The following is a 21,758-nucleotide window of genomic DNA, read 5'->3' on the forward strand; positions in this document are numbered from 1 at the left end:
GCTGCCGGAGGCCTCCCCGCTGTGGCCGAGGCGGGAACGGCCCGGCGGCACACGCCACAGCAGGCGGGGCTGACGACCGGATCCCGCCCACGGTCCACAGCCGTGCCTCGACGCCGGGCGGGGCCCGCGCCGAAGCGTCCGCCTCCGTCGACGGCGCTGCCGCTCAGCGCCCCGTGCCGATCACCAACCGACTCCTTGCGCAAAGGCGGTAATTCGTTGAACGCGTCCATTTCACCTCTGCCCGCAAGTACCGCCGTCCTGATCGTCAATGGCCGCGGCGAGTACCTTCTTCATCTGAGGGATGCACACAAACCGATTTGCGACCCGGGTACCTGGTCACTGGTCGGCGGCGGGCCCGAGGCCGGCGAGACGCTGGACGAAGCGATCGCCCGCGAAATCCTTGAGGAAACGGGCCTCGTCCTCTCCGGCATCACCCCCTGCACGACCGCGACAGCCCACGGTCCGAACGTCACCGAGGGGACCATCCAGATCTACACGGCCCGCTGGGACGGCGTCGCCCGTGAACTGCCCGTCACCGAAGGGATCATGTTCGCGTGGTTCGACATCGCCACCATGGAGCAGCTGTCGATGTGCTCGTGGGCTCACGAGGTGATCAAGGCCCACCACGGAGAACACCCCGCACCACTGCTGCCCGGGCCACAGGACGACGCAGGCCGGGGCGGGGCGGGAACGGTGAAGAACGTGATCGGCGCACACCTGTTCCTGGAACGCGACGGCCGGACTCTCCTTGGTCTGCGACACCCGGATGTGAAGTTCGCAGGCGGAGTGTGGCACGCCCTGGCCGGTCATGTGGAATGGGAGAGCGTTCGCGCGTGCCTGGTCAGGGAAGCGTATGAGGAGGCCGGGCTCGTCATCGAGCCCGCGGATCTCACCCTGGTGCACACCGTGCACGTGCTCGACGGTCACGAGAACGCCGAGCCAAGGATCCAGCTGTTCTTCCAGGCCGGCCGGTGGTCCGGGGAACCGGAGGTACGCGAGCCCGACAGGTGCATGGCCTGGCAGTGGTGGCCGCTGGACGGTCTGCCGGACCCGATGGTCCGCTACACCCGTGCCGCGATCGAAGGCATCCTCGCGGGCACGACGTACACAGAGCTTGGCTGGGCACCCGCAGTTCACCTGTCGGGCAGGTGAACTACGGTGAAGGCCGAATCCGGCACGGCCGCCCCGGTGTCCAAGGGCCGGCTCACCGATGTGGCATCGGCGCCGCCGGCGCTGGTCGAACGCCTTCAAGCCGACGGGGTGCTGACCGGTCCACGCCTGCGGGACGCGCTGTCGCACCTGGACCGCGGCGTGCTGATGCCACGGGCGTACGTACGGCGTAGTGAACGGGGCAGCGAGCCGGTGGCGTGGGAGCTGCTGGACGGAGCACATCCCAAGGACCGGGCCGATCGGCAGGAGCTCGTGTACTCGGGCGAGTCGGTCCCGGTCCAGCGGGACGGCGAACCGTTGGAGGGTCAGGTCCGTGGCATGGCGAGCGGGCCCGGACGCTGCCTGGTGACCCGCACGCCGGGAGGACACATCGAGGCCGTCCTGGAAGGCGGACCTCGCGGCCACCTCCCCCTGCACGGATACACCTGGCTCACCGCCCAGCACCATCTCCAGCAGATCGCGGACAGCCCGGGAAAGGGACGCCCCACCGCATTCGCTCCGCCGCCGGACCACGCGTACGGCTTCTGGCTGACCGCGGCCTACCTAGTTCCCGGGGTGGTGCGGCACTTCCAGGCCGGCACACTCACCGTGGTGGCCCCCGAGGAGGACTCCTGGGCCGTGGCAGGCCACGGTGACGGCACCGTCCGTATCCATGGTCCGCGCGACGTGTGGGCCGAGCTCGAACGCGTCCACGACCTCTGGACGCGGGCCGGATCCCCTGCGGCCTTCCACGTCGACATACCGGACGACGGTGCCCGCAGCACGTCACTTCCGCAACCGGCACCACTGCCCTCGGACGGGAACTTCCCGCACTCTCCGCCACGCCATGACGGCACACCCAGCCTGCACTTCCCGCATGGAAAATGGAAAGAGGACCTGTGGCCCTGTTCGACTCGGCGGCCGACTATGCCCGATACCGCCCGGGAATTCCCGACGAAGCCATCCGGCTCCTTGCCGAGACCCTGGCCGGCCTTGAGCGGCCGACTCTCCTGGATCTCGGTTCGGGCACCGGGCAGGTTCCGGCCGCTCTGCTGCCCGCCGTTCCGCGGATCAGCCGCGCCGACCTCGTCGACCCGGACAGCGACATGCTCCGCACCGCCGCCGATCAACTCCGGCCCCTGCACGGACAAACAGTGGTGGCCGTCCACGCTGTACCCGCGGAGACGTTCTCCGCGCCGGCCGACGGATACCAGGCCGATCTGGTCACCTGCGCCCGGGCGTTCCACTGGCTGGACCGCCCCACCTCCCTGAGGGGGATCGACCGGGTCACCAGCCCCACGGCCGCTGTGGCGGTCATGGGCGACGGAAGCCTGTGGACGTACGAGGCGCACTGGACCGCGGCCCTGAAGGAGCTGATCCAGTCCTACCTCGGTGACGGGCGGCGGGCCGGCACGACCGGGACATACACCGGACCGAGCAGCCGCTACGAGGACGACCTCGCCGAGTCCGCCTTCAGCAAGGTCACCGAGCACCGCTTCCCTGTCCGCCGCACATGGCACCCGACCAGGTCGTCGGCTACCTGCGCAGCACCAGCTTCGCCCAGCCCTCCCTGTTCGATGAACCCGGGCAGGCCGGCCGCCGGCATGCCCGGTTCGAACAGGAAGCGCACGCGCTCCTGGAGAAGCATGTACACGGCGAAGGGCTCGTCGAGGACGCCGTGTTCACCGTGCTGCTCGCCCGCCGCGGCGGCGCGGCGTGAGCACGGGGTGGCACACCGAGCCGCTGGATGTCCACCTGATCCTGTGCCGCGACGGCGCAGCGGGTCCGGAGGTCCTGCTGTCCCGCCGCGCTGGAAGAAACCGGGATCACTCCGGCCGGGCCGCCCCGGCTCCTGGCCACGGTGTGGAGCCCGCCCGGCGGCGGATGGCCCTTCAGCGCGATCGGCACTGTGTTCGGCGGCGGCCGGCTCACGGCCGCGCAGATCCGTGACATCACCCTCGCCCCGGAGGAACACGACGAAGTCCGTGTTCTACCGCTGTCCAGGTGGAAAGACCTGATGCCACCAGGCGACTTCGCCCGCCTCGTCGCCGTGGAGAAGGCGCGCCGGACCGGCGTAGTCGCGTACATCGATTCCTGGGAATGGGGAAACAGTTGAGCATCATCCTGATGGCCGACCCGCGGGTGGCCGCAATTCCGGTCCGCGAGTGCGGCGAGCCACTGGTCGATATCCGCTCGGGCCCGGCAGCCCTGCTGGTCGACGGGCGCAGGAGCGACCCCGACGGGGCCTTCGCGCACCTGCGTCAGCACGTCCGTGACCAGCTGCTGGAAGCCCAGCGCCAACTACCTGAGGGTCTAAGTCTGTTGGTCGTCGAGGGCTACCGGCCCCCGGCCCTGCAGCAGAAGTACTTCGAGCAGTACACACACAGCCTTCGCGTACTGCATCCCGACTGGCCGCCGCAGGACGTGCGGACCGCGGCCAGCCGCTACGTGTCGCCCCCGGAGATCGCCCCGCACAGCGCCGGCGCCGCAGTTGATCTGACCCTCGTCGATGCCTCGGGCCGGGAACTGGACATGGGAACGGCGATGAACGCCAACCCCGAGGACAGCCAGGGCGCCTGCTACACGGACGCTCCGAACATCTCCGCGACAGCCAGGTCGAACAGGGCGGAGCTCACCTCCAGCATGACTGGAGCCGGATTCGTGAACTACAGGACGGAATGGTGGCATTTCAGCCTTGGAGATCGGTACTGGGCCCTGCTGAAGGGGCACCCGGCCGCGCTGTACGGGCCGAAGAGCTGGACCTGACCTCGCGGCCGGGCTCGGCGCCGGGGCCGCCTGGACCATTCAAACGTCAGAGACCGCAAGACGAAGAGGAGTGTGGGGCGTTGAGGCATGTCCGAAAGAGCACCTGGCAGGAGCACTACGACATGGGACAGGGGTTTCGTCCTCTGGGCGACGCCGAGCTGGCACTACTGGCCGAGCATGTCCCGGCACCCGAGGGCGGACGGGCCCTCGATGTCGGATCCGGAACCGGTGAACTCGCCGTTGCGCTGGCCCGCATGGGATATCGCGTCGACGCGGTCGACTTCGCCGAAGGCGCCCTGGTCCGGGCCCGTGCGGAGCACCCCGAGGAGCAGGGGGTGCGCTGGCTTTGCCTGGATATCGAACAGGACCCGCTGCCGAGCCCGCCCGAGGAGGACGAGGGCGGATACGACCTGGTCACCCTGCGGCTGAGTGCTGCGTTCATCCGGGCCAGATCGCGCGTCCTTCGCGCTCTGGGCGCGCAGCTGCGCAAGGACGGCGCGCTCGTCGTCATCACGCCGGTCGTGGAACACACCCCGCACGAGCGTCGGCATATCGCCCTGGACGAGGACGAGCTCAGCCAGATCACGGACGGTTTCGAAGAGGCCATGAGGTTCGACGCGCAGGGCCTGGCAGTACTGGTCCTGCGAGGGGCGGGCGGGTCGTTCACCGCGGTGGAGAAGGGCCGGCCGGACCCGCAAGCGGTCGTGGGCGCTGCGGCCGTGGTCACCAATGCCTCCGGGGAGGTCCTTCTGGGCCGCTCCGCCCGGGGCATGTGGGAGCTGCCCGGTGTTCATTAGGCAACTCAACTGTTGGAAGTACCGCTGTCGGGCTCCCGAGGCTCTGTGGCTCTTCGATCTCCGGGAGCGGCTAATCAACGCGGTGGATCTGCTGACCAAGGAGTGACACCAAGTGAGCGAGACGACTATCGAGCACGATTCGGTCGAAGAGCCGACTGGTGGTGCGATGCTGTCGGCCGCGTCGGACGAACAACTCGTTGCGATGCTGGCCGGGACCACAGTGAGGGCCTGCAGCTGACCGGCGAGGGTGGGATGTTGCAGCAACTGACCAATCGAGTGCTGGAGTCCGCGCTGGAGGGTGAGATCACCGACCATATCGGCTACGAGAAGTACGATCTTGCCCGGAAGAACAATGGCAACAGCCTTAACGGCAGAGTACGAAGACCGTTCTGACCGATATCGGCCCGTTCGAGGGCGGAGCGCCTCGGGGTACCGCTGGCAACTTCGAGCCGTAGATCGTCAAGAAGCGGTAGCGCCTCCTGCACGGCACCCTGTGAATCCCTCGTGTGCCCTGTGGATAGCCGTGAGCTCAGCGGCCTATGGGCAGTTGGCGTGCGCGGGGCGACGGTCTAGAATCTTGGCGGAGCAAGCGATGGGTGACATGCGAAGTGTGATGCACATCACTCCACGGAATCAAAAAAAAGTTTCCGGAAGCCTTGAAATCGAGTTTCCAAGGTAGAAGGCTTGGAAGCCTTGCGCGATCGAAGCTCAGGGTGGACATTCCCCTGCATGATCGCCGATCGTGGCCGAGTTGAGCCGTGGAATCAAAAGTGACTTCCCCGTGGGTGAGTTGTACTCGCCGTTTGGATAGGGCTCCATTGAGGGGCGCCCAAATAGGGCCCCCAGCCCACTACTTGGCGGTGAGCGGCTGGAGGCCCAAGGCGCTGTTCCCATCGGATGGACCGAGAAGAGGACAGTCCTTTGTCACGTCAGCGTAAAACAGCAAACCCTCAGCCCAACACCTCCAAGCAACAGATCCTCGCGCTGATTCTGGCGATCGCAGCACTGCTCGTTGGGGCCGTACTTGCGATCACTGGTACAGCTACAACGTCAGAAGCCACCGCATTCGTCATTGCCATTCTCGCGGCGGTCGGCTGGGGCTCCCGCCCCAGCAGGTAGCCATCCCCCGGAAGTTCCGTCTGGTGGCCCCCTCTGACGAGAGCCCTTCACCGACCCGCGAAGGTGAAGGGCTGTCGTACGGCCTGTGCGAGGAATCATGCCCACGGCCAACCAGGACGTTTCAGCAAGATCGTGTTACGGGCCGTTATCTGTGCATTCCCCGTCGACGCGGGGCGGGAAGCCGGGTGACGTTCTCGGACTACTGAAGTTCCTCCTGGGCTTGCATCAGTTCAAGGTCGAGCTCGGCGACGATCCGCCGCATTGCGGCATTGACGGCCTGCTCCGTCACGAGCTTCTCCTTGACGGCTGCCAGCTTCTCCGTCACCTCGCTGAACTTGTCGGCAAGTTCCTGCATGGCAGCTGGCGTGGCGTTCTGAGCTTTGACACGGGCCTGGAACTCCTCGACGAGGTCCCTATGGTCGCTGTAGGCGACGTCTCGCCTCAGGCCTGACTCGCGCAGCAGCTCGGTGGCCGTGAGCCGCCCTGACTCCGACCACAGCGGGGCGCCGGCAAGGAGACGGTCAGCGGCACTCCGCAGCGCGACACGCTCGGCTTCCCGGTCCCGGGAACGTCGCCTCGTCATGTGATGTCTCTTTCGTCTTCCGTCGTACGGCCGTAGTGGCGTTCGATAATGGTCAGATCCTGTGCAACTTGGGCGGCGGCCCGGTCCCGACGCGGTTTGGGCGCCAGCGGGTCCGCAGCGGCCGCTTGCAGGACGACAAGCTCCTGCTGAAGCTCGGCGATGTCGCGGTCGGTATACGCGAGGTTCACGCAGGTGGACCGGCACTCGGCCTCGTCCGGGGCGTCGGCGCCGGGCAGGCCCAGGGTGAGCTTCGCCTTCCGGCAGGCAGCTGTCGCGGCGCGCCACACACAGGTCATGCCCTGTTCGTGGTGAACGGCGGGGTCGGCTTGTTCGAGGAGTCGCTCGACGTCGCGTACACCCGTAACGACTCGGCCGGCAAACGGCGCGGATCGTGCGACACGATCCCGATACTCCTGAGCGGAAGGCCCGCTGACATGCTCACCAGCGTCAAGGCGGCGGGCGTCGTCCTCGATCTGGCCGATGATCAGTTCTAGCTTTTCCACCGCCACGTCCTGGAGCCATGCGGGGTCCTCGTTGCCTAATGGTGGAGTCGGGTATTGGAACTCTCCGAATGCCTCGGCCCCGAGGTTATCGTGGGTTGCTGTAAGCCGTAAGGGTTGTAAGGCATGCGGTTGTACGCTGGTCCCCGTCGCTGCGGTTTTCACTCCGCAGCTCAGTCGGCGGGTGCGCAGGCCCTCTGACCAGGGCGGCAAAGAGTCTCGATCGAGACTCTTCGTCAGACAGATGTCCAAACCTGCGAGCGGGCTGCCCTCATGCCTTACAGCGCCCCATGGCCTCTGAGCTGCACTTTTGGCTACTCAACCCCAGATAACGGACGCAGGCGGTGGCCGAGTTGAAGCAGAAGATGAGCGAGGCAGCGTAAAATCTGTCTTCGCACCGCATCGGTTCAGTCTGTGTCCGCCAGCCACTGGTCGATGAGCGCCTTGCCAATCGAATCGACCCGGTACGGGCCGCCGAGAGCAGCGTCCGCCAGCCGCGCGCGCAGTTCCGCGGCCGTGAACCAGCGTGCCTCCACCACTTCCACATTGTCCACATCGATCGCGTCGGAAAGGGCCTCGGCGCGAAACCCGATCATCACCCCGGCCGGGAACGGCCACCCCTGGGAACCTTGGTAGGTCACCGCACCCACGGTGACGCCGGCTTCCTCCCGCACCTCGCGGCGCACCGTGTCCTCGAAGCTCTCGCCGATCTCGACGAACCCGGCTAGGGTGCTGAAGCGGTTCGGGCCGGATGCCGCATGGCGGCCGAGCAGGCAGCGCCGGGGCGTGCCTGGAAGCTCGACTAGCACGATCACGGCCGGTTCGATCCGCGGGAACAGCAGCTTCCCACAGTTCTGGCAGGTCCGCAGGTGGCCACCATTGTAGGACCGGGCCGGGCCCCCGCAGGCGCCACAAAACCGCTGATTGCGGTTCCAGTGCAGAATTCCCCGCGCGTACGCCAGCAGACCCGCTTCGTCCGGCGTGATGGTGGGAACCATCGCCCGCACGTCCAGCATCCTGTCCGCGCCGGCCAGCTCGACGGCGCTCTCCCGTTCGAGCCCGGACACATCAGCCGCGAACACCGCCCTCTCGCCTTCGAGGCCGAGCAGCACCCGGTCGCCGGCCGCGACGAGGATGTCCCTCGCCTGGGCCAAGGGCAGCCGCAACGGCGTTTCGTTTCGCACCAGGCACTGGTCCTGCCACAGGGGAATGACCTGGGTACTGGCCCTGGTCAGCAGTGCCTCGATCCAGTCCGAGTCTCCCCGCCGATCAACGACACGGTCGAGCCCCAACCCGCTGTAGTACACCGCTCCTCCTGGATCACAGTGTCTGCCTGTCCTCGACACTAGCGGATACGTCCGCCGACACCCTCCGCAGCTAGAACTTGCCTAACATGCCTTACCGGATCAGATCTGGGATGAACTGGCTCGATGGCTTGACAACACTAGATAACCACCGTCACATCCCGCGGTCAGGTCCGTGCCAGGGAACGGGGCGATCGTCCGGACTCATGGGCAAGTGTTCGAGATTGACCGGACCGGGGTAGAAATGCGTTCCATCGGGATGGATGACTACCTCGCCAATGAGGTGCCGGTAGAGCCACTCGGCGAAGCTCATGGCATGCTCCCAGTACCCGCCTTTGTCCCGGTCGTGTACCACCACGCTCCAGTCGGGCGTCCGTGGGCTGCGGCTGAGGAAGACGTGGAAGCCGAAGTCGGTCGACAAGGCAGGAATCAGAACTCCGCCAGCACCGGTCTCCGGGTGCGGAAGGCCGTCCCAGTCGGCATCGCGGAAGGCTTGCTCGGTCTCCCGGATGTCCTTGAGAAGGTTCCAACGTGTGGTCGCCGGGTGCTTGAAATAGAGGTGGCTGTTGACCGTGATCGGCGCGTACTCGTCGATGAACTCCTTGTAGTCGCTGGGGAGTTCTGTGCCGACCTCCGACTCAAGACGCGCCCAGCTTTCGGGATCGGCGAAGCGTCGGCCTCCCGGCCCAAGCATCGTGAAGACGGCAGACAGATGGTCGGTCATGGGTTGCACCTCTCGTTCGGTGTAGGAATCGCGGCAAGATCAACGTGGCTCTTCACGTCGTTAGCCCCGGAGGGTTTGTTGTTCTTGGGTGCTGGCCATCGGGAACCTCGTTGGTCTGGGCTTCGCCCGCCGGAGTGGGGGCACGGCGGCTGACCTCGGCGGCGTAGGCGGCCCAGTCGCCGGCCGATGCCTTCTGCCACTGGACGGCGACCTGGATGTGGACGCCCAGCATCCGGGCAAGGATGGCGGCGGGGACCTCGGTGGCGAGGGTGAACAGGGCGGTGGAGCGGTCCTGGCGCGGCTGGAGGCCGATCTTCTGGAGGCGGAGGCCGAGCCGGTCGTCACCGATGGGCTGTCCGGGACGGCCGCCGGGGAATAGCCACGGCGCGTCGTCGGGGGCGCCGATCCTGGCCTTGCCGCGCCGGGTGGCGATGAGGTCGCGCACCAGGCCGGCCAGCGGTTCGGGGAGGACGACAGGTGAGGTGCCGAACGTGATCCCGACCTTGTCGTTGTCGAGGTGGACGTCGTCGACCGTCAGGCGGCTGATGGTGGCGATCTGCTGGGCATAGAGGACCAGCAGCAGGCCGGCGACTCGATCCGAGGTCGCCAGCGTGTCGTCGTGCAGGAGGCGCCTGGCGTCGGCCCAGCGCTTCTCGCTGTCGATCGTCCCGCAGGGTCCTGTCCAGCGCACGGTGCCGTAGGTGAGTCCCTTGGCATGCCGGTGCTGGACGGACCACCGGACGAAGTGGCTGGTCTCGTCCCGGTAGGTGGCCTTGGGGTCGGCAATCCATCGCTCCAGGTCAACCTGGGTGCACGTGCCCAGCGTGAGAGCGCTGTCGGACAGCCAGTCGAGGAAGTTCGCTGCTGCGGTGACGTGGCAGCGTACGTTCAGCGCCTGCAGGTGCGTGGTGTGCTCCTGGCCGAGGCGTCGCCGGAGTCGACGTAGGTGGTGCCAGACCGCGTAACCGTGCAGGATCCGGCGCTCGGTGAGATCGGTGCGTGCTTGGAGCGCCGAGGTGATCCACTGGTCCAGGGCGACCAGCCGCTCGTCGCGAGGCGGCAAGGCGCCGGTGGCGACCAGGACACTGCGGAGATGTGCGAGGACCTTGCTCGCGGGCAACTCGTCGAGCGTGTCGTGGGTGACGGGCCGTTCGTCACGGCCTATCTGCCGGAGCAGGCCGCCGACCTTCGAGCCCGATAGCCAGAACATGGTGCTTGTGGGGCGTTCGGCTCCGGACAGTGCCTTGTAGAGAGGGACGAGGTCCTGCCGGATCGTGCCCGTGTTGCCGGCCAGGAGGTCGCGTACTTGCCGGTCGAGCGCGCATCGCTGGCAGGGACGGGTGCTGAGCTGCCAGGTGGTGCGGCAGACGGGGCAGCGGCCCCAGTAGTCCGGGTCCGGGTTGGTGCACTTCGCGCACAGGGGTGCATCCCACGTGCCGCTGCGGACGTGGTCGACGGCTCCACAGCCACTGCAGGGCGCCCACCGCAACTGGCGCCCCAATCCGCGCGACCGCCTCCGGCCCCGCCATCGAAGCGGCTCTCACCGGGCAACACGCGGGACATGAACTCCTCGACGCGGGCGCGGCTTCGCTCCTGGACAGCCCGTCATGAAGGAGCACACAGCCCTGCGGGAACGTACGGCGGTGTTCGCGCCGCCAGGGAACCGGCCAGGCGAGGACGGATGCGCCGGGCTCACATCGTTGCGGCGAACTCGATTCCTGCTCCACGAGCCCTCGGGGATGCGGCTCACCAACGCTGAGACCCTCCTCGGCAACCTCATACCAAGCCGCTCACCGGCGCCCCGTCCCGCTGTCCAGCCCCTGGCAGCCTCATCACATCCGGAGTGAAACCCTGTGCCGCAGCGGCCGCACCCACCTGTCGTCCAGGTAGTCCTTCTGACGATGAATGACCGGCCTGAACAGGAACGTGCCGCGCAGGCCACGCTGATGGCCCAGCAAGGGGTCGATCCGTGGATCTGCGTTGTCGGCAACGGCTGTGTCCCCGACATCGTGCCTGCCGGCGCCCTCACTGTGGCCCTGGAGACCAACATCGGTATTCCCGGCGGTCGCAACGCCGGAGCCCGGGCCCTCGCCGTGGCGAGCCGGCCGGACCAGGGCAGTCACCTGTTCTTCCTGGACAACGACGCCGTCCTGCCCACGGACGATGTGCTCGCCCGCCTGGTCGCCGAGGCGGATCAGCATCCCGAAGCCGCCTACCGAACAGTGGCCGCAGGTCCTGCGCTGGCGCGAGTTGATCAAGCTCGACACGAAGACAGACGTCCCCGACAACCTGCTCACCGCTGCATACGCCGTCCCGCTACCGAGGGCCGCGCACGTCCTGGAAGCGCTGGACCTGTGGTGACCTGGATCCGGTTGCTGGTGTCGTGGGTGCTTTGGGAGATCTTCGGCTGCCGACCTCCGACTCGCCCGCAGTCCAGAACCGCTTCGCCCATGACTGCGCTGTTGTCGACGGGCGAGACGGACGGAGCCGGCTCGTCAACCGGATCAGGACCTCACAGGTCCTTGCGAAGTGCTCGGTTGATGTCGGGATTCCTGTCAGGCCGGTATGAGGTGATCGGCGTGTATCCCTGAGCGTGGTAGAGCGCAAGGGCCGCGGTGTTGGCGACGCCGGTCTCCAGTTGCGCGCACGTGGCACCCCTGAGTTTCGCGTCGGCTTCCAGACGCAGCAGAATCTCCCGCCCCAGGGACTGGGCACGGGCTTCGCGGCGGACATACATCCGTTTGATCTCTGCGGTCCGGGAGTCCAGGAACCACCATCCGCCGCAGCCGAGCGCGTTCCCTTGTCCGTCCTGTACCAGGAGGAACAACCCGTGCGGGGGCACGAACCGGGAGACGGGGGTGTCGGCGGGGTCGTCGGCGAAGCCGTACAACGAGCGCTGTTCGGCGTACAGGCCCAGGAGCAGCCGTTGGACTCCTGGGTCGTCGTACGGAGCGGGAGTCATCATCCACGCGGCCTGGAAACCTGAACGGAAAGTATGTGTCATGGACCTGAAATCTCCCGGTCGACGGTGCAGGATACTGCTTCGCCCGGCGGATCACAGGGACCGCCGGTCCGTACGTGACGGCCGCCCGCCCGTCAGCAGCGCAGCGAGATGCGGTGGCTGGAATGCCTGGCTGCCTCACGCACGGTCGCGTCCCCGCATCCGTCACACCGCTTACGGCCGACACATGGTCCCCTGGAGGTCCCCGGCCACGACAAGCCGGCCGCCTTCGCCCTGCTGCACCGGCTTTCCGGCGCAGCATCGCCCCCTGCCGTCGGCTCGGTGTGGCGCGGGAGAGAGGTCGAACACCATTTTTGAACCGGCGCGAACTGGCCGATGCCCTGAGGAGCCGCCGCGGTCTTGCCCACCATCGGCGAATCAACGCGTGTGGGCCCTTGAGCGGCATGCCTTGAGCATCTCCGCATGGGGCACCCGGGGACATCGGTTCTGCGGAACCACTTGCTGTGCGGCTTGGTGCACAAGCATCGGCAGTCCTCCGACAACGCGCCGCCCGGCTGCTTCCGCCGCGCATGCGAAGCGGGTTGGCCATGGCTGGTGGACGACGTCCATGAGGGTGCCGGCGGCGGGTGTCCAGAGCGGTGCGAGACCGTCGGTGGCTCCGGGCGGCAGTGCGGAAACGACCAGTTCGGCGGTCGGGTAGGTGCCGGCCGCTGCGGCGGTGACGGCGGCGATGATGGCCGCTTCGTTCCGGCTGGGCAGGATCGCGGCGGCAGGCTTCGGTGTCACACGTACTCCTTGCTGATGAGGTCGGCGGCGGCCTGCGGATCGGGCGCGTACAGACAGGAGTAGGGGTGCTGTTCGAGCCGGGCGATCAGGTGGGTCCGCCGGCGGGCGAGCGGGAGGTCGTCCAGTGGCCACTCCGTTCCCACCACCCCACACCCCGACCCGGCGAACACACAGCTCGTACGGGACGCGCTGCGCCGCACCGACTGGGTGCGCCGGCACCGTACTGGGGAGCCATCTCGTCCACATGGCCCTCGACACCGCCACCCGGCCACGTCCCTGACCGACACAGGCCGGGTTTCCTTCGGTCCGTCGCCAGCCACGCCGAGGACGACGTCGACGACACCGGCTTCACCGCCACCGGCGACATCCGCGACGGTGTCCTCTTCCACGAGCGCCTCGTCCTCTACAAGGAGGAACAGGCATGACCGGCACGGCCAGGACGATCCTGATCACCGGCGTCAGCAGCGGCCTCGGCCGCGCCTTCGCCACGGCCGCTCTTGGCGACGGCCGCTCTTGGCGACGGCCCCACCGTCGTCGGCACCGTACGCGAGGAGGCGGATACGACCGCCCTCACCGCCCTGCACCCCGAGCGCGCGCACGTCCGCATCCTCGACGTCACCGACGACGCGGAGATCCGCGCGGCGGTGGAAGAGGTGGAGCAGTCCGTGGGCCGGGCCCGATCGACGTGCTGATCGCCAACGCCGGATACGGCCGGGAAGGCACCTTCGAGGAAACCCCGCTGTCCGCACTGCGCGCCCAGTTCGACGTCAACGTCTTCGGCGCCGCCGCCACCGTCCAGGCCGTCCTGCCCCACATGCGCGCACGCCGCCAAGGGCACGTCCCGGCCGTCACCGCCATGGGCGGCCTGGCCGGCTTCCCCGGCGTCCCCCCTACTGCGGCAACAAGTACGCGCTCGAAGGCATCCTTGAAGCCGTCGGCAAGGAAGTCGCCCCCTTCCACATCCATGTCACCGCCATCGAGCCCGGCGCCGTCCGCACCGACTGCGCGGGACGCGTGGCGCAGCACTCCCAACGACCCCCCTGAGGGTCGGCGTCTGTACGCGGCTCTGGAGATTGGGGCTATCGGGCAGGCCGAGTGGAACGAGGGCACGGCCGCGCTGTTGGGTGCGCACGTGGATCCGGTGAATCCGATGGGGCGGGCCTGGGCCGGGGTGCCTGTGGCCCGCCGGATGGTCGCGCTCGCGTGCCGCGCGGGCCGCCGGTCACCGGCTTGCCCTGCTGTCCAACAGTTTCGGTCTCCCACCCGTTCGACCCGTACGAACACGTCGGCATCTGGTACCTGTTCGACGTGCACGTCGTCTCCGAGCTGGTCTGGGTGGCCAAGCCCGATCCGGCGATCTACGAACCAGCCCCGGAGCGGATCGGGCTGCCCGCCGAGCGGTGCGTGTTCGTGGACGATCACGCGGTGAATCTGCCGCCAGCGGCCGATCTGGGCATCGCCACGGTCCACGTCACGGACGAAGATGCGGCCGTGACCGAGCCGGAGGCTCTCCTCGGTGTCACGGCGGTGCTCGCCGCGTGAACCCAACTGCAGCGCGAGGCCACGGGGGTTACGTGGTCCGGCAGGTGGCCAGTCCCGATTCTGCCCGTGCGTGTTCGAAGACATGCGATTCGGCGCCGGGGATGGCGAGCGCGGCCAGGAATTGTTCACGTCCCTCGCGAAGGCGACCTGCGGTGGCGTATGTCTGGCCGAGCCGGCAGCGGATGTCCATCTCCAGCCGGTCGTAGTGCGGCTCCTTCAGGGGGTCGAGCTGCTCGTGCAGGGAGAGTGCTTCGTGGTGGAGGGACAGTGCCTTGTCCGGGTCGGTGGTTTCCTGGGCGGTGCCGAGCCGGGCCAGCAGATGCGCGTGCTGGAAGGTGGGTGCGCTCTGCGCGACCTGGTCGAGGGCACGGCGGAACATGCCGTACGCCTCGCGGTTGCGGCCTTGGCTGAGGTGGACCTCCCCGATGCAGTAGAGCGTCTGGCTCAACAGGTTGGGTCTGCCGCTGGTCTCGGCGTGGGTGTAGGCGAGGCCGAAGCAGTCCAGTGCGGTTTCGATGCGTCCGTGATGGTGGTGGATCGTGCCGAGCACGCTGAGTGTCATGCCGGTGAGCCATCTGTCGTCCACCCTCTCGGAAAGGACCAGGGCATCGGTCAGTTGAGGGATGGCCTCCTCTCCCCGGCCCAGGTTGAACGCGGCGGCTCCCAGCCCGGCCAGAGCGCGGGCCTCTTCGCGGGCCTCACCGTTCTGGCGGCTGATGTAGAGGGCCGTGGCGAACCATGTGCGCCCCTCCTCGAACCGGCCCTGGTAGAGGTCGATCATCCCCATACCACTTCGCAGGGCGGGGGCCATCCGCCGGTCGGTCGCCTCGTCCGCGCAGCCGAACGCCGTCTCAAGCGTGGCCCGGCACTCGTGATAGCGACCTCGGCGCAGGAAGAAGTCGGCCAGTGCCTCGGCGATCCAGCAGGCGTGATCGGCCTCGCCCAGCTCGGCGGCGTGTGCGACGACGTCGGGCAGTTCGGTGCCTGCCGTGTCCAGCCATCGCTCCGCGTGTTGCCAGTCCGAGAACGGAGTGTCGTCGGGCTGCGGTCCTGTGGGAAATCCGCCGGGACCCCAGTCGCTGGCGAGGCGGCCCGCGTCCAGATAGAGGCGGAGCAGGGCGGTGCGGGCAGGAGCTTGTTCCTCGGGCGTGGCCTGGGCGAGGCGGCGTGCGTGTACCCGGACCAGGTCGTGGAAGCGGTAGCGGCCCGGGCCGGGCTGTTGGAGGAGGCTGACGTCGACGAGGCCTTCCAGTACGTTCTCCGCTTCGTCGGGCGGGCAGCCCAGCATGGCCGCCAACGCCAGTTTGTCGAACTCGGCCGTCGGGACGAGCCCCAGGGTCCGGAAGGCGCGCTGCAGCCGTTGAGGGAGCTGGTCGTAGGAGAGGCTGAAGGCCGCTTCGACGCTGCGGTCCCCGGCGCTGAGTTCGGCGAGACGGCCTTCGTCCCCGGCCATGCGTTCCACGAGGAACGCGGGTGTCCACGTGGGCCTGGTCTGCAGCCGTGCCCCGACGATCCGCAGTGCCAGTGGCAGGCCGTCGCAGAGCCGGGCCAGTTCGCCCATGGCCTCCGGCTCGCTGTCCGCGCGTTCGTGTCCCACCAGGTGCCGCAGCAGTGATACCGCGCCGCTGGCTTCCAGAGGTTCCAGGGTGATCCTGAGGTCTGTGTCGAGTTCGACCAGGCGGCGGCGGCTGGTGATCAGTACGCGGCTGCCCGGTCCGGCCGGAAGGAGCGGGGCGGCTTGGCGTGCGTTCGCGACGTCGTCCAGTACCAGCAGGAGCCGCAACGAGCTTGTGGCGGTGCGCCACGCCGCGGTGAGTTCGTCAAGGTCGCTCAGTGCCTCGCTGTTGGGTTCGCCCAGGGTGCGTAGAAGTCTGCGCAGAACCCGTTGCGGTGTCAGGCTCTGCTGCTCCTCGCTGTGTGCCCGCAGATCGGCGTGGAGGCATCCGTCCGGGTAGTCGGTGCGCAGTTGGCGGGCGGCGTGGAGGACGAGGGTGGTCTTGCCGACGCCTGCGGTGCCGTCAACGGTCGTGAGGGACACCGTGTCGCTTGGGGCCGGTGCGGTCAGCAGGTTCAGTTCGTGTGTGCGTCCGTCGATGTGCCCGACACTGCCGGGCAGGTCGTTCACCACGCGCCGGATACGGGCCGGGCGGGCCGGTGTGCTGCCGAGGAGGAACGCGTCCTCGCGTCGCAGAACCGCCTCGTGGACACGCTGGAGCTGTTGGCCGGGGTCGACGCCCAGTTCGTCGGCAAGCCGTACGCGCATGGTGGCGAAGGCCTTCAGCGCTTCGTCCTGCCGCTCGACCGCGTACAGGGCGCGCATGCGCAAGCCCAGCAACGGTTCGTTGAGGGGGTCGGCCGCGGTGAGTGTGGCCAGCTCGTCGAGGGTGTCGCAGGCGCACCCGAGTCCGACCAGGCACTCCAGCCTTCCCGCCTGGAGCGACCTGCGGCGTGCCGTCAGCAGTTGCCGCTCGCCCCGGGCGAGCGGGCCGGGCAGCCCGGTCAGGGGCTCGCCGCGGAACAGGGCGAGTGCGGCGGTGAACCTGTCGGCGGCGGTGGCCAGGTCGCCCGCGTCCTTGGCCCGCCGCGCCGCCTGGGTGTGTGCTTCGAGTACCGCGGTGTCCAGTTCAAGGTTGTCGAGAACAAAGCGGTATCCGCCGCCACCGCTGCGGATCACCGAGGTCTTGGGCCCGGCTCCTGGCAGGTCGAGTGCCTTGCGTAACGCGAAGATGTAGCTGGGAAGCACGCGGTGGCCGGATTTCGGCGGGTGTGTGCCCCACACATCGTCGAGTAGTTGCTCGTAGGTGACAGGTCCGCTCCGGCGCAGAACCAGAGCCACCAGCACGGCCTGCCTTCGCACGGGACCGGCGTCCAGTGATGACGTACCGCGTCGTACGCAGATTGGACCGAGTACTTCGATACGAAGCCGTTCCGACGCCCCACCCGTTGCGGTCCCCTGGCTTCCCCTCATGCCACCTCGCACATCATCAAAATTTCATCCGCGCCGAAACGCCCTCGGTCATGGTTGGCGAGACCGCGCAGGGCCGGAGGCCGATTCGTCTGCGCGCAGCGGGGTTCGGCATGACGTCCCTGGCCACAGAGACGCACAGGACCGACCTTTTTCCTCCGAAGGGTAGCCCTGCGGTAGCTGCGGCCGGCGCACAAGTAGGGCAAGTCGGCGCCGTCGACGGCAGGTTGGCCGAATGGGAGCCATCGTGGTGCGGCGTGTGGAGCGGGAATGAGGGAGCAAGCCAGCATGGCGGAAACCAGAGACGTGCTGCCGGTCTATGTGCTGGCTGACGAATCCGGCTCTATGGGCCCGTACGAGGGCGATCTCTCCAGCGGCCTGAACTCGCTGTGCGAGGTGCTGCGGGCGGAGCCCATGGTCGCGGCCACGCTGCGGCTGGCGGTGCTGGGTTTCTCCGATGATGTGCGGGTACGCCTGGCCGTGGCCGACATAGGCCACAAGACCAGCCTGCCTAGGCTTGAGATCCGGGGTCTGACCAGCTACAAGGCGGTTTTCGAGGACCTGCTGGCCCGTATCCCGGCAGATGTACGGCGGCTGCGCGGTGAGGGCTACCAGGTGCACCGGCCGGTGGTGTTCTTCCTCAGTGACGGGCAGCCGACGGACAAGGGGGCCTGGCGGGAGCCGCACGGCCGGCTCACCGACCGGGCGACCACACCGACCGCCCCGACTGTCGTGGCCTGTGGGATCGGTGACGCCCAGGCCTCCACGATGGTGGAGGTGGCGACACGGCCGGAGCTCGCGTTCGTGGCCAGGCCCGAAGCCTCCATCGGTCAGGCGGTCGCCGAGCTTTTCCACGCCCTCACAGCGAGCCTTGCCGCCTCCAGCCACGCGCTGGGATCGGGTTCTCCGGAGCTTGTGGTGAACCGCCCGGACCAGTTCAGCATGGCGATCGAGGAGGCCGGATGATGTACGCCTCCATGCACCGCCGGCAGCCACCGGTACCTGCCCCCGCCCTTCCCGTCGCCCCAGCTGCTGGGCCGTTCCGTGGCAGCAGGTCACCGTGGGGACGCCGAGCCCCGCTTGCGGAGCTCGGGTCCGTGGAAGCCGGCAAGACCGCACGGTTCAGTGCTCCGGCCGAGAGCGAGACGACCGTTCGTATCGCGGTCCTCGGCATCACAAGGCGTATCAGCCGCTACCGGGCCATCACCCTCTGCGCTGACAACGGCAGGTCGACCTGGCCGGTCCGGAACCATCCCACGCCCACCTGCACCGTGTGCGTCCGCTGGAAGTGACAGCTGCGTCCCCGCGGCCCGCACAAGGCTTCCGCACCACGAACACACCCAAGGAGAACAGGATTCACCGTGGAGCACCACTACCGGACCAAGACCGGAGCACAACCGGAGGTCGACGGGCCGCAATCGGCACCGAGGCAACAGACGCCCAGCCCCACCCCATCGCAGCCCAGTCCACCACGGCCGGCGCCGAAGCGTGGCGAAGCGCAGCAACCAGCCGCGCAGTCCGTTCCCTCGCAGAGCGCGAGCGCGCGCGGTGTCGCCCGGCTTCTGCGTCACTGGAAGTTGCTCGCGGCTGCGGTGGTGCCTTGTCTCGTCCTGGCCGGCATCGGGTGGTGGCTCTGGCCGACACAGCCTGCGAGCGGCCCGCCGCACATTGCTGCGGGGACGGTCCAAGCGGACCTTCTCAGCCCTGACCGTGTCAGCCGTCTGGCCATGACGGCAGTGGTCGCCGGCGCCCAGTCGAACCGTCCTCACGAACCGCTCACCGTTTCGCCGGCGCACTGCGCCGTCGCGGCGGGACCGACGACCCAGTCGGTCTACGGGCAGGCGTGGACCGCGTACGTGTCGGCGACCTACAAGGACGCAGGGGCCACGGGCGCCTACACCGTGAATCAGGTGATCGGCGTTTTCCCGGACAGCGAGAAAGCCAATACGGCCTTCTCGACCCTCGCCAAGGGGCTGACCGCGTGCTCGTCCTCGACGCGCACCGATCAGGACGGGCGCACCTCGAAGTGGACGTACAAGGCGCAGCCGTCCACGCAGGTCGCCGTGGCATGGACTGCGGCACAGCACGGCGACGCGGACTGGGCCTGCTCTCACCAGGCACGGGTGAACGGCACGAGCCTCGTCCAGGTCTCGGTCTGCCAGGCAGGTGACGCCCAGCCGGCCGTCGCAAGGGTCACGGATGAGCTGGCCAGGAGGGTGGGCCGGTGATCGCGAAGACGGTCATACCGGTCGCTCGCCGCTGGCGCACCATGCGGCGCGCCGTCCTCCTGGGGCTGGTGGCGCTCTTGCTGCCGATCGCCGGCACGGGAGCACCGGCCGGTGCGGCCCCCCGTACGGGGGGTGCCCTGGCCCAGTCAGGCGCTGTCTCTCCCTTGGCTCCGTCCGCGGACATCAGGGCTGTCTCCGCGGACCTCGTGCGGAAGATCGAGGACTTCAACCGGCAGGAGGCTGCGATCGCGCAACAGGCGAAGAGACTGGTCGCCGAGGCGGAGCGGATCACCAAGGACGCCGCCGCCTTGCGCACTGCCACCACGGCGTACAACTCCAAGAGCACTTCGGTGGATCAGAAGGCCGGCAGCTACAACTCGCGCACGGTATCGCTGAACGCGAGAATCAGCGCCCACAACAGCAAGCCGCATACCTTCCAGATGCCCGCGCAGGCCGCCGCAGCCAACGCGTACGCTGCCGAGGCAAGCAGCCTGCGGGCCGAGCAGGCCCGGCTGCGGACCACGAAGAGCAGCCTGCAGAACGAGCAGAATCAGCTCAGAAAGCAGGGGGCCAGGCTCCGTTCGAAGAAGTCCCTGCTCGCCACCGCCTCCTCGGCACACGACGCGAAAGTCCGCACGTTCAGAGGCAAGGAGAAGCAACTGCAGTCCCTGGGGAGGCAGTTGCTTCAGCAGATGGCCCAGACCATCCAGAGCCTCAACGACAGTCCGCCGGACCCAGCAGCGATGATGAACCAGGGCGGCGACGCGGCGGGGCCACCGCAGTACCTCGACCAGTCGCAGACCGAGGAAGCCGGCCTTGCCGACAGCGTTTCCAGGCAGCCGCAGGTCTCAGCCCTGAATGCGTACGCGAAGCAGACCGGCGCCACCGTCGACATGCGCCCGGGCACGGCATACCTGTCGCCCAGCGCCGTCAGCGCACTGCCCGCCGCACAGGCGGCACGGCTCGGCAGCCCGGTCAGCACGTACGACGGTCTGGCCCGCAAGCCCAACGGACATTACAGGGCCTTGAGGGTGCAGAGGTCCGGGGCGTCCGGCTCTCCGCAGCGGGCGGCCTTCGACCAGGCCATCGCACGCGGCGGCCAGGCTCAGGCCAATATCAGCGGCACTCGGATCATCATCGACGAGGTGACGTCCGTCCCGGCGGTCCGGACTCCGTCCGGTCCCGCCGGACGCACACCCGCTCCAGCCGCTCCGCCGCGGCCAGGGCCCGACGCGGACTCGGACAACAAGCGGCGATGTGACAGCGAGCCCAAGTCGTCACGCTTCCGGTACCAGCCGCTGGACGGGGAGGGCCGAGCCCAGGGGGCGAGCGCGCTGCTCTGCCCACGCGACCTCAAGCCCCCTCTCGCGGGCCGAGACACCGGATCGGTTGACGTGTACGGGTACCCGGATGCCGCGCGGAACACTCCCAGGTCGGGGATGAGCAACATCTTCGACCGTACGCACATCGTCGGCGACAAGGTGAGCGGCGACTGGATCAACGAGAACCTGTTCACCGGGTTCAAGCGCATGAACCGGAGTGGTATGCGGCGCTGCGAAATCAAGATGGAGAGGCAGCTCGCGGCTGGAAAGTGGGTCCAGTACACGGGGAAGGTCAACTACAGCCACGCTACGGGATACGCGGACGGTGTCACCATGTCCGCCTATACCAAGGACGGGGTACTGTTCGACAGCGTCGTGGTCCAGAACATCACGGATTGGCAGACGACATGCTGAGGATCGAAGAGCTGGAGGCCGCGCTTCCGTCGATGACACAGTGGCGTGTGGCTGGAGGGCGCAACGTGGACTGGGGCGCCCTTGAGGCGGTTCTCGGAATAGCGTTGCCCGCAGACTTCCACGCTCTGGCGGAGGCGTACCCGGTGCTGGTCATCGACGACTTCCTGAGCGTGTCCGTTCCCCGGCCCGGAGCCGAGGCGTTGTGGGCGTCCGAGACCAGGGAGGACGAGATCCTTCAGGACCTGTTCGAGATGGGCGACACCGAGGAGTACGTTCCCTTCCCGCAGCCGGGAGGCCTGATCAGCTGGGCGTCGTCCAATTCGGGGGACTCCTTCTACTGGAGGACGAGCCCTGCGGACCCGGACGCATGGCCGGTGGTCGCCCGCGGAGACAACGGCGACTGGTCGGAGTTCCCTGTCGGTGCCGTCGAGTTCCTGGCCGGCGTCTACGGGCGCACCATCCACGTGCCGGGCATGCCCAGGGACTTCCCCAGTGACTATCCGCAGGTGCTGGGCCTGAGCGACCGCATCGACTGATCGGCAACCGATCCGCGGACACGGGTGGGCAGCGATCGCCCCCAGGGACCCTGGGGGCGAT

The 21,758-nt window shown here is 68.0% G+C and carries 21 protein-coding genes and 4 pseudogenes; 15 read left to right on the top strand and 10 right to left on the bottom strand.

Translation table 11 applies throughout. The features are described 5' to 3' along the window. Positions 1-216: 216 nt before the first annotated feature. The 8 genes and pseudogenes from ACGF8B_RS11765 (at position 217) to ACGF8B_RS11800 (ending at position 5,105) form a co-directional block, all read left to right on the top strand. The gene (locus tag ACGF8B_RS11765) at positions 217-1,152 is read left to right on the top strand and encodes an NUDIX domain-containing protein (RefSeq protein ID WP_392737107.1); all 936 of its coding nucleotides are present in this window, start codon (positions 217-219) and stop codon (positions 1,150-1,152) included. Between the two features lie 881 nt (positions 1,153-2,033). Further along, positions 2,034-2,396: pseudogene (locus ACGF8B_RS11770) on the top strand (class I SAM-dependent methyltransferase); the annotation flags it as partial. A gap of 266 nt (positions 2,397-2,662) precedes the next feature. Continuing rightward, positions 2,663-2,869 (top strand): hypothetical protein, encoded by a 207-nt coding sequence (locus tag ACGF8B_RS11775; protein ID WP_392737446.1) that lies wholly within the window; start codon positions 2,663-2,665, stop codon positions 2,867-2,869. 141 nt (positions 2,870-3,010) lie between these two features. Further along, positions 3,011-3,265 (top strand): hypothetical protein, encoded by a 255-nt coding sequence (locus ACGF8B_RS11780; RefSeq protein ID WP_392737447.1) that lies wholly within the window; start codon positions 3,011-3,013, stop codon positions 3,263-3,265. Between the two features lie 11 nt (positions 3,266-3,276). Further along, positions 3,277-3,915 carry a M15 family metallopeptidase gene (locus ACGF8B_RS11785; RefSeq protein ID WP_392737429.1) on the top strand — a complete coding sequence of 213 codons (639 nt, stop codon included), beginning with the start codon at positions 3,277-3,279 and terminating at the stop codon, positions 3,913-3,915. An 80-nt stretch (positions 3,916-3,995) separates the two neighbouring features. Further along, positions 3,996-4,712: a class I SAM-dependent methyltransferase gene (locus tag ACGF8B_RS11790; RefSeq protein ID WP_392737109.1), complete on the top strand. Its 717-nt coding sequence runs from the start codon at positions 3,996-3,998 to the stop codon at positions 4,710-4,712. A 112-nt stretch (positions 4,713-4,824) separates the two neighbouring features. Beyond that, on the top strand, positions 4,825-4,950 hold the full coding sequence (locus tag ACGF8B_RS11795) for a hypothetical protein (RefSeq protein ID WP_392737111.1): 126 nt from the start codon (positions 4,825-4,827) through the stop codon (positions 4,948-4,950). Positions 4,951-4,964: 14 nt separating this feature from the next. Beyond that, the gene (locus ACGF8B_RS11800; protein WP_392737112.1) at positions 4,965-5,105 is read left to right on the top strand and encodes a hypothetical protein; all 141 of its coding nucleotides are present in this window, start codon (positions 4,965-4,967) and stop codon (positions 5,103-5,105) included. Positions 5,106-6,030: 925 nt separating this feature from the next. Here the strand turns inward: ACGF8B_RS11800 and ACGF8B_RS11805 are convergent. From ACGF8B_RS11805 to ACGF8B_RS11845, 9 genes are all read right to left on the bottom strand, one after another. Continuing rightward, positions 6,031-6,414, bottom strand: coding sequence for a hypothetical protein (locus tag ACGF8B_RS11805; RefSeq protein WP_392737113.1), 384 nt, complete (start codon positions 6,412-6,414; stop codon positions 6,031-6,033). Continuing rightward, positions 6,411-6,917, bottom strand: a complete 507-nt coding sequence (locus ACGF8B_RS11810; RefSeq protein WP_392737115.1) for a hypothetical protein — start codon at positions 6,915-6,917, stop codon at positions 6,411-6,413. Before ACGF8B_RS11810 ends, ACGF8B_RS11805 begins: the two co-directional genes overlap by 4 nt. Positions 6,918-7,321: 404 nt before the next feature. Next, positions 7,322-8,221 (bottom strand): NAD(+) diphosphatase, encoded by a 900-nt coding sequence (gene nudC, locus ACGF8B_RS11815; RefSeq protein ID WP_342283624.1) that lies wholly within the window; start codon positions 8,219-8,221, stop codon positions 7,322-7,324. 151 nt (positions 8,222-8,372) lie between these two features. Next, positions 8,373-8,942, bottom strand: a complete 570-nt coding sequence (locus ACGF8B_RS11820) for an SMI1/KNR4 family protein (protein ID WP_392737117.1) — start codon at positions 8,940-8,942, stop codon at positions 8,373-8,375. Between the two features lie 52 nt (positions 8,943-8,994). Beyond that, on the bottom strand, positions 8,995-10,443 hold the full coding sequence (locus ACGF8B_RS11825) for a hypothetical protein (RefSeq protein ID WP_392737119.1): 1,449 nt from the start codon (positions 10,441-10,443) through the stop codon (positions 8,995-8,997). A 331-nt stretch (positions 10,444-10,774) separates the two neighbouring features. Then, positions 10,775-11,143, bottom strand: a complete 369-nt coding sequence (locus ACGF8B_RS11830) for a hypothetical protein (protein WP_392737121.1) — start codon at positions 11,141-11,143, stop codon at positions 10,775-10,777. 311 nt (positions 11,144-11,454) lie between these two features. After that, on the bottom strand, positions 11,455-11,946 hold the full coding sequence (locus ACGF8B_RS11835) for a GNAT family N-acetyltransferase (RefSeq protein WP_392737123.1): 492 nt from the start codon (positions 11,944-11,946) through the stop codon (positions 11,455-11,457). A 375-nt stretch (positions 11,947-12,321) separates the two neighbouring features. After that, positions 12,322-12,690 carry a hypothetical protein gene (locus tag ACGF8B_RS11840; protein ID WP_392737124.1) on the bottom strand — a complete coding sequence of 123 codons (369 nt, stop codon included), beginning with the start codon at positions 12,688-12,690 and terminating at the stop codon, positions 12,322-12,324. After that, complete coding sequence (locus ACGF8B_RS11845; RefSeq protein WP_392737449.1) at positions 12,687-12,833, bottom strand: hypothetical protein; 147 nt, start codon at positions 12,831-12,833, stop codon at positions 12,687-12,689. Before ACGF8B_RS11845 ends, ACGF8B_RS11840 begins: the two co-directional genes overlap by 4 nt. Positions 12,834-13,016: 183 nt before the next feature. Here ACGF8B_RS11845 and ACGF8B_RS11850 point away from each other — a divergent pair. The 3 pseudogenes from ACGF8B_RS11850 to ACGF8B_RS11860 form a co-directional block, all read left to right on the top strand. After that, a pseudogene (locus ACGF8B_RS11850) lies at positions 13,017-13,115 on the top strand (Atu4866 domain-containing protein); the annotation flags it as partial. After that, a pseudogene (locus tag ACGF8B_RS11855) lies at positions 13,112-13,725 on the top strand (SDR family NAD(P)-dependent oxidoreductase); the annotation flags it as partial. The pseudogenes ACGF8B_RS11850 and ACGF8B_RS11855, both read left to right, overlap by 4 nt. Next, positions 13,655-14,232: pseudogene (locus ACGF8B_RS11860) on the top strand (HAD-IA family hydrolase). The pseudogenes ACGF8B_RS11855 and ACGF8B_RS11860, both read left to right, overlap by 71 nt. Positions 14,233-14,260: 28 nt before the next feature. Here ACGF8B_RS11860 and ACGF8B_RS11865 read toward each other — a convergent pair. Next, positions 14,261-17,089 carry a BTAD domain-containing putative transcriptional regulator gene (locus ACGF8B_RS11865; RefSeq protein WP_392737126.1) on the bottom strand — a complete coding sequence of 943 codons (2,829 nt, stop codon included), beginning with the start codon at positions 17,087-17,089 and terminating at the stop codon, positions 14,261-14,263. Between the two features lie 396 nt (positions 17,090-17,485). Here ACGF8B_RS11865 and ACGF8B_RS11870 point away from each other — a divergent pair, with 396 nt between their 5' ends. From ACGF8B_RS11870 to ACGF8B_RS11885, 4 genes are all read left to right on the top strand, one after another. Then, positions 17,486-18,163, top strand: coding sequence for a hypothetical protein (locus tag ACGF8B_RS11870; RefSeq protein WP_392737128.1), 678 nt, complete (start codon positions 17,486-17,488; stop codon positions 18,161-18,163). Positions 18,164-18,792: 629 nt separating this feature from the next. After that, the gene (locus ACGF8B_RS11875) at positions 18,793-19,425 is read left to right on the top strand and encodes a sensor domain-containing protein (RefSeq protein WP_392737430.1); all 633 of its coding nucleotides are present in this window, start codon (positions 18,793-18,795) and stop codon (positions 19,423-19,425) included. 206 nt (positions 19,426-19,631) lie between these two features. Then, positions 19,632-21,161: a DNA/RNA non-specific endonuclease gene (locus ACGF8B_RS11880; RefSeq protein WP_392737129.1), complete on the top strand. Its 1,530-nt coding sequence runs from the start codon at positions 19,632-19,634 to the stop codon at positions 21,159-21,161. After that, positions 21,155-21,697: an SMI1/KNR4 family protein gene (locus ACGF8B_RS11885; protein WP_392737131.1), complete on the top strand. Its 543-nt coding sequence runs from the start codon at positions 21,155-21,157 to the stop codon at positions 21,695-21,697. The genes ACGF8B_RS11880 and ACGF8B_RS11885 overlap by 7 nt, the downstream gene beginning before the upstream one ends. Positions 21,698-21,758: the final 61 nt, after the last annotated feature.

The sequence above is a fragment of the Streptomyces sp. NPDC047917 genome, assembly GCF_043204345.1.
GTDB classification, from domain to species: Bacteria; Actinomycetota; Actinomycetes; order Streptomycetales; family Streptomycetaceae; genus Streptomyces; species Streptomyces sanglieri.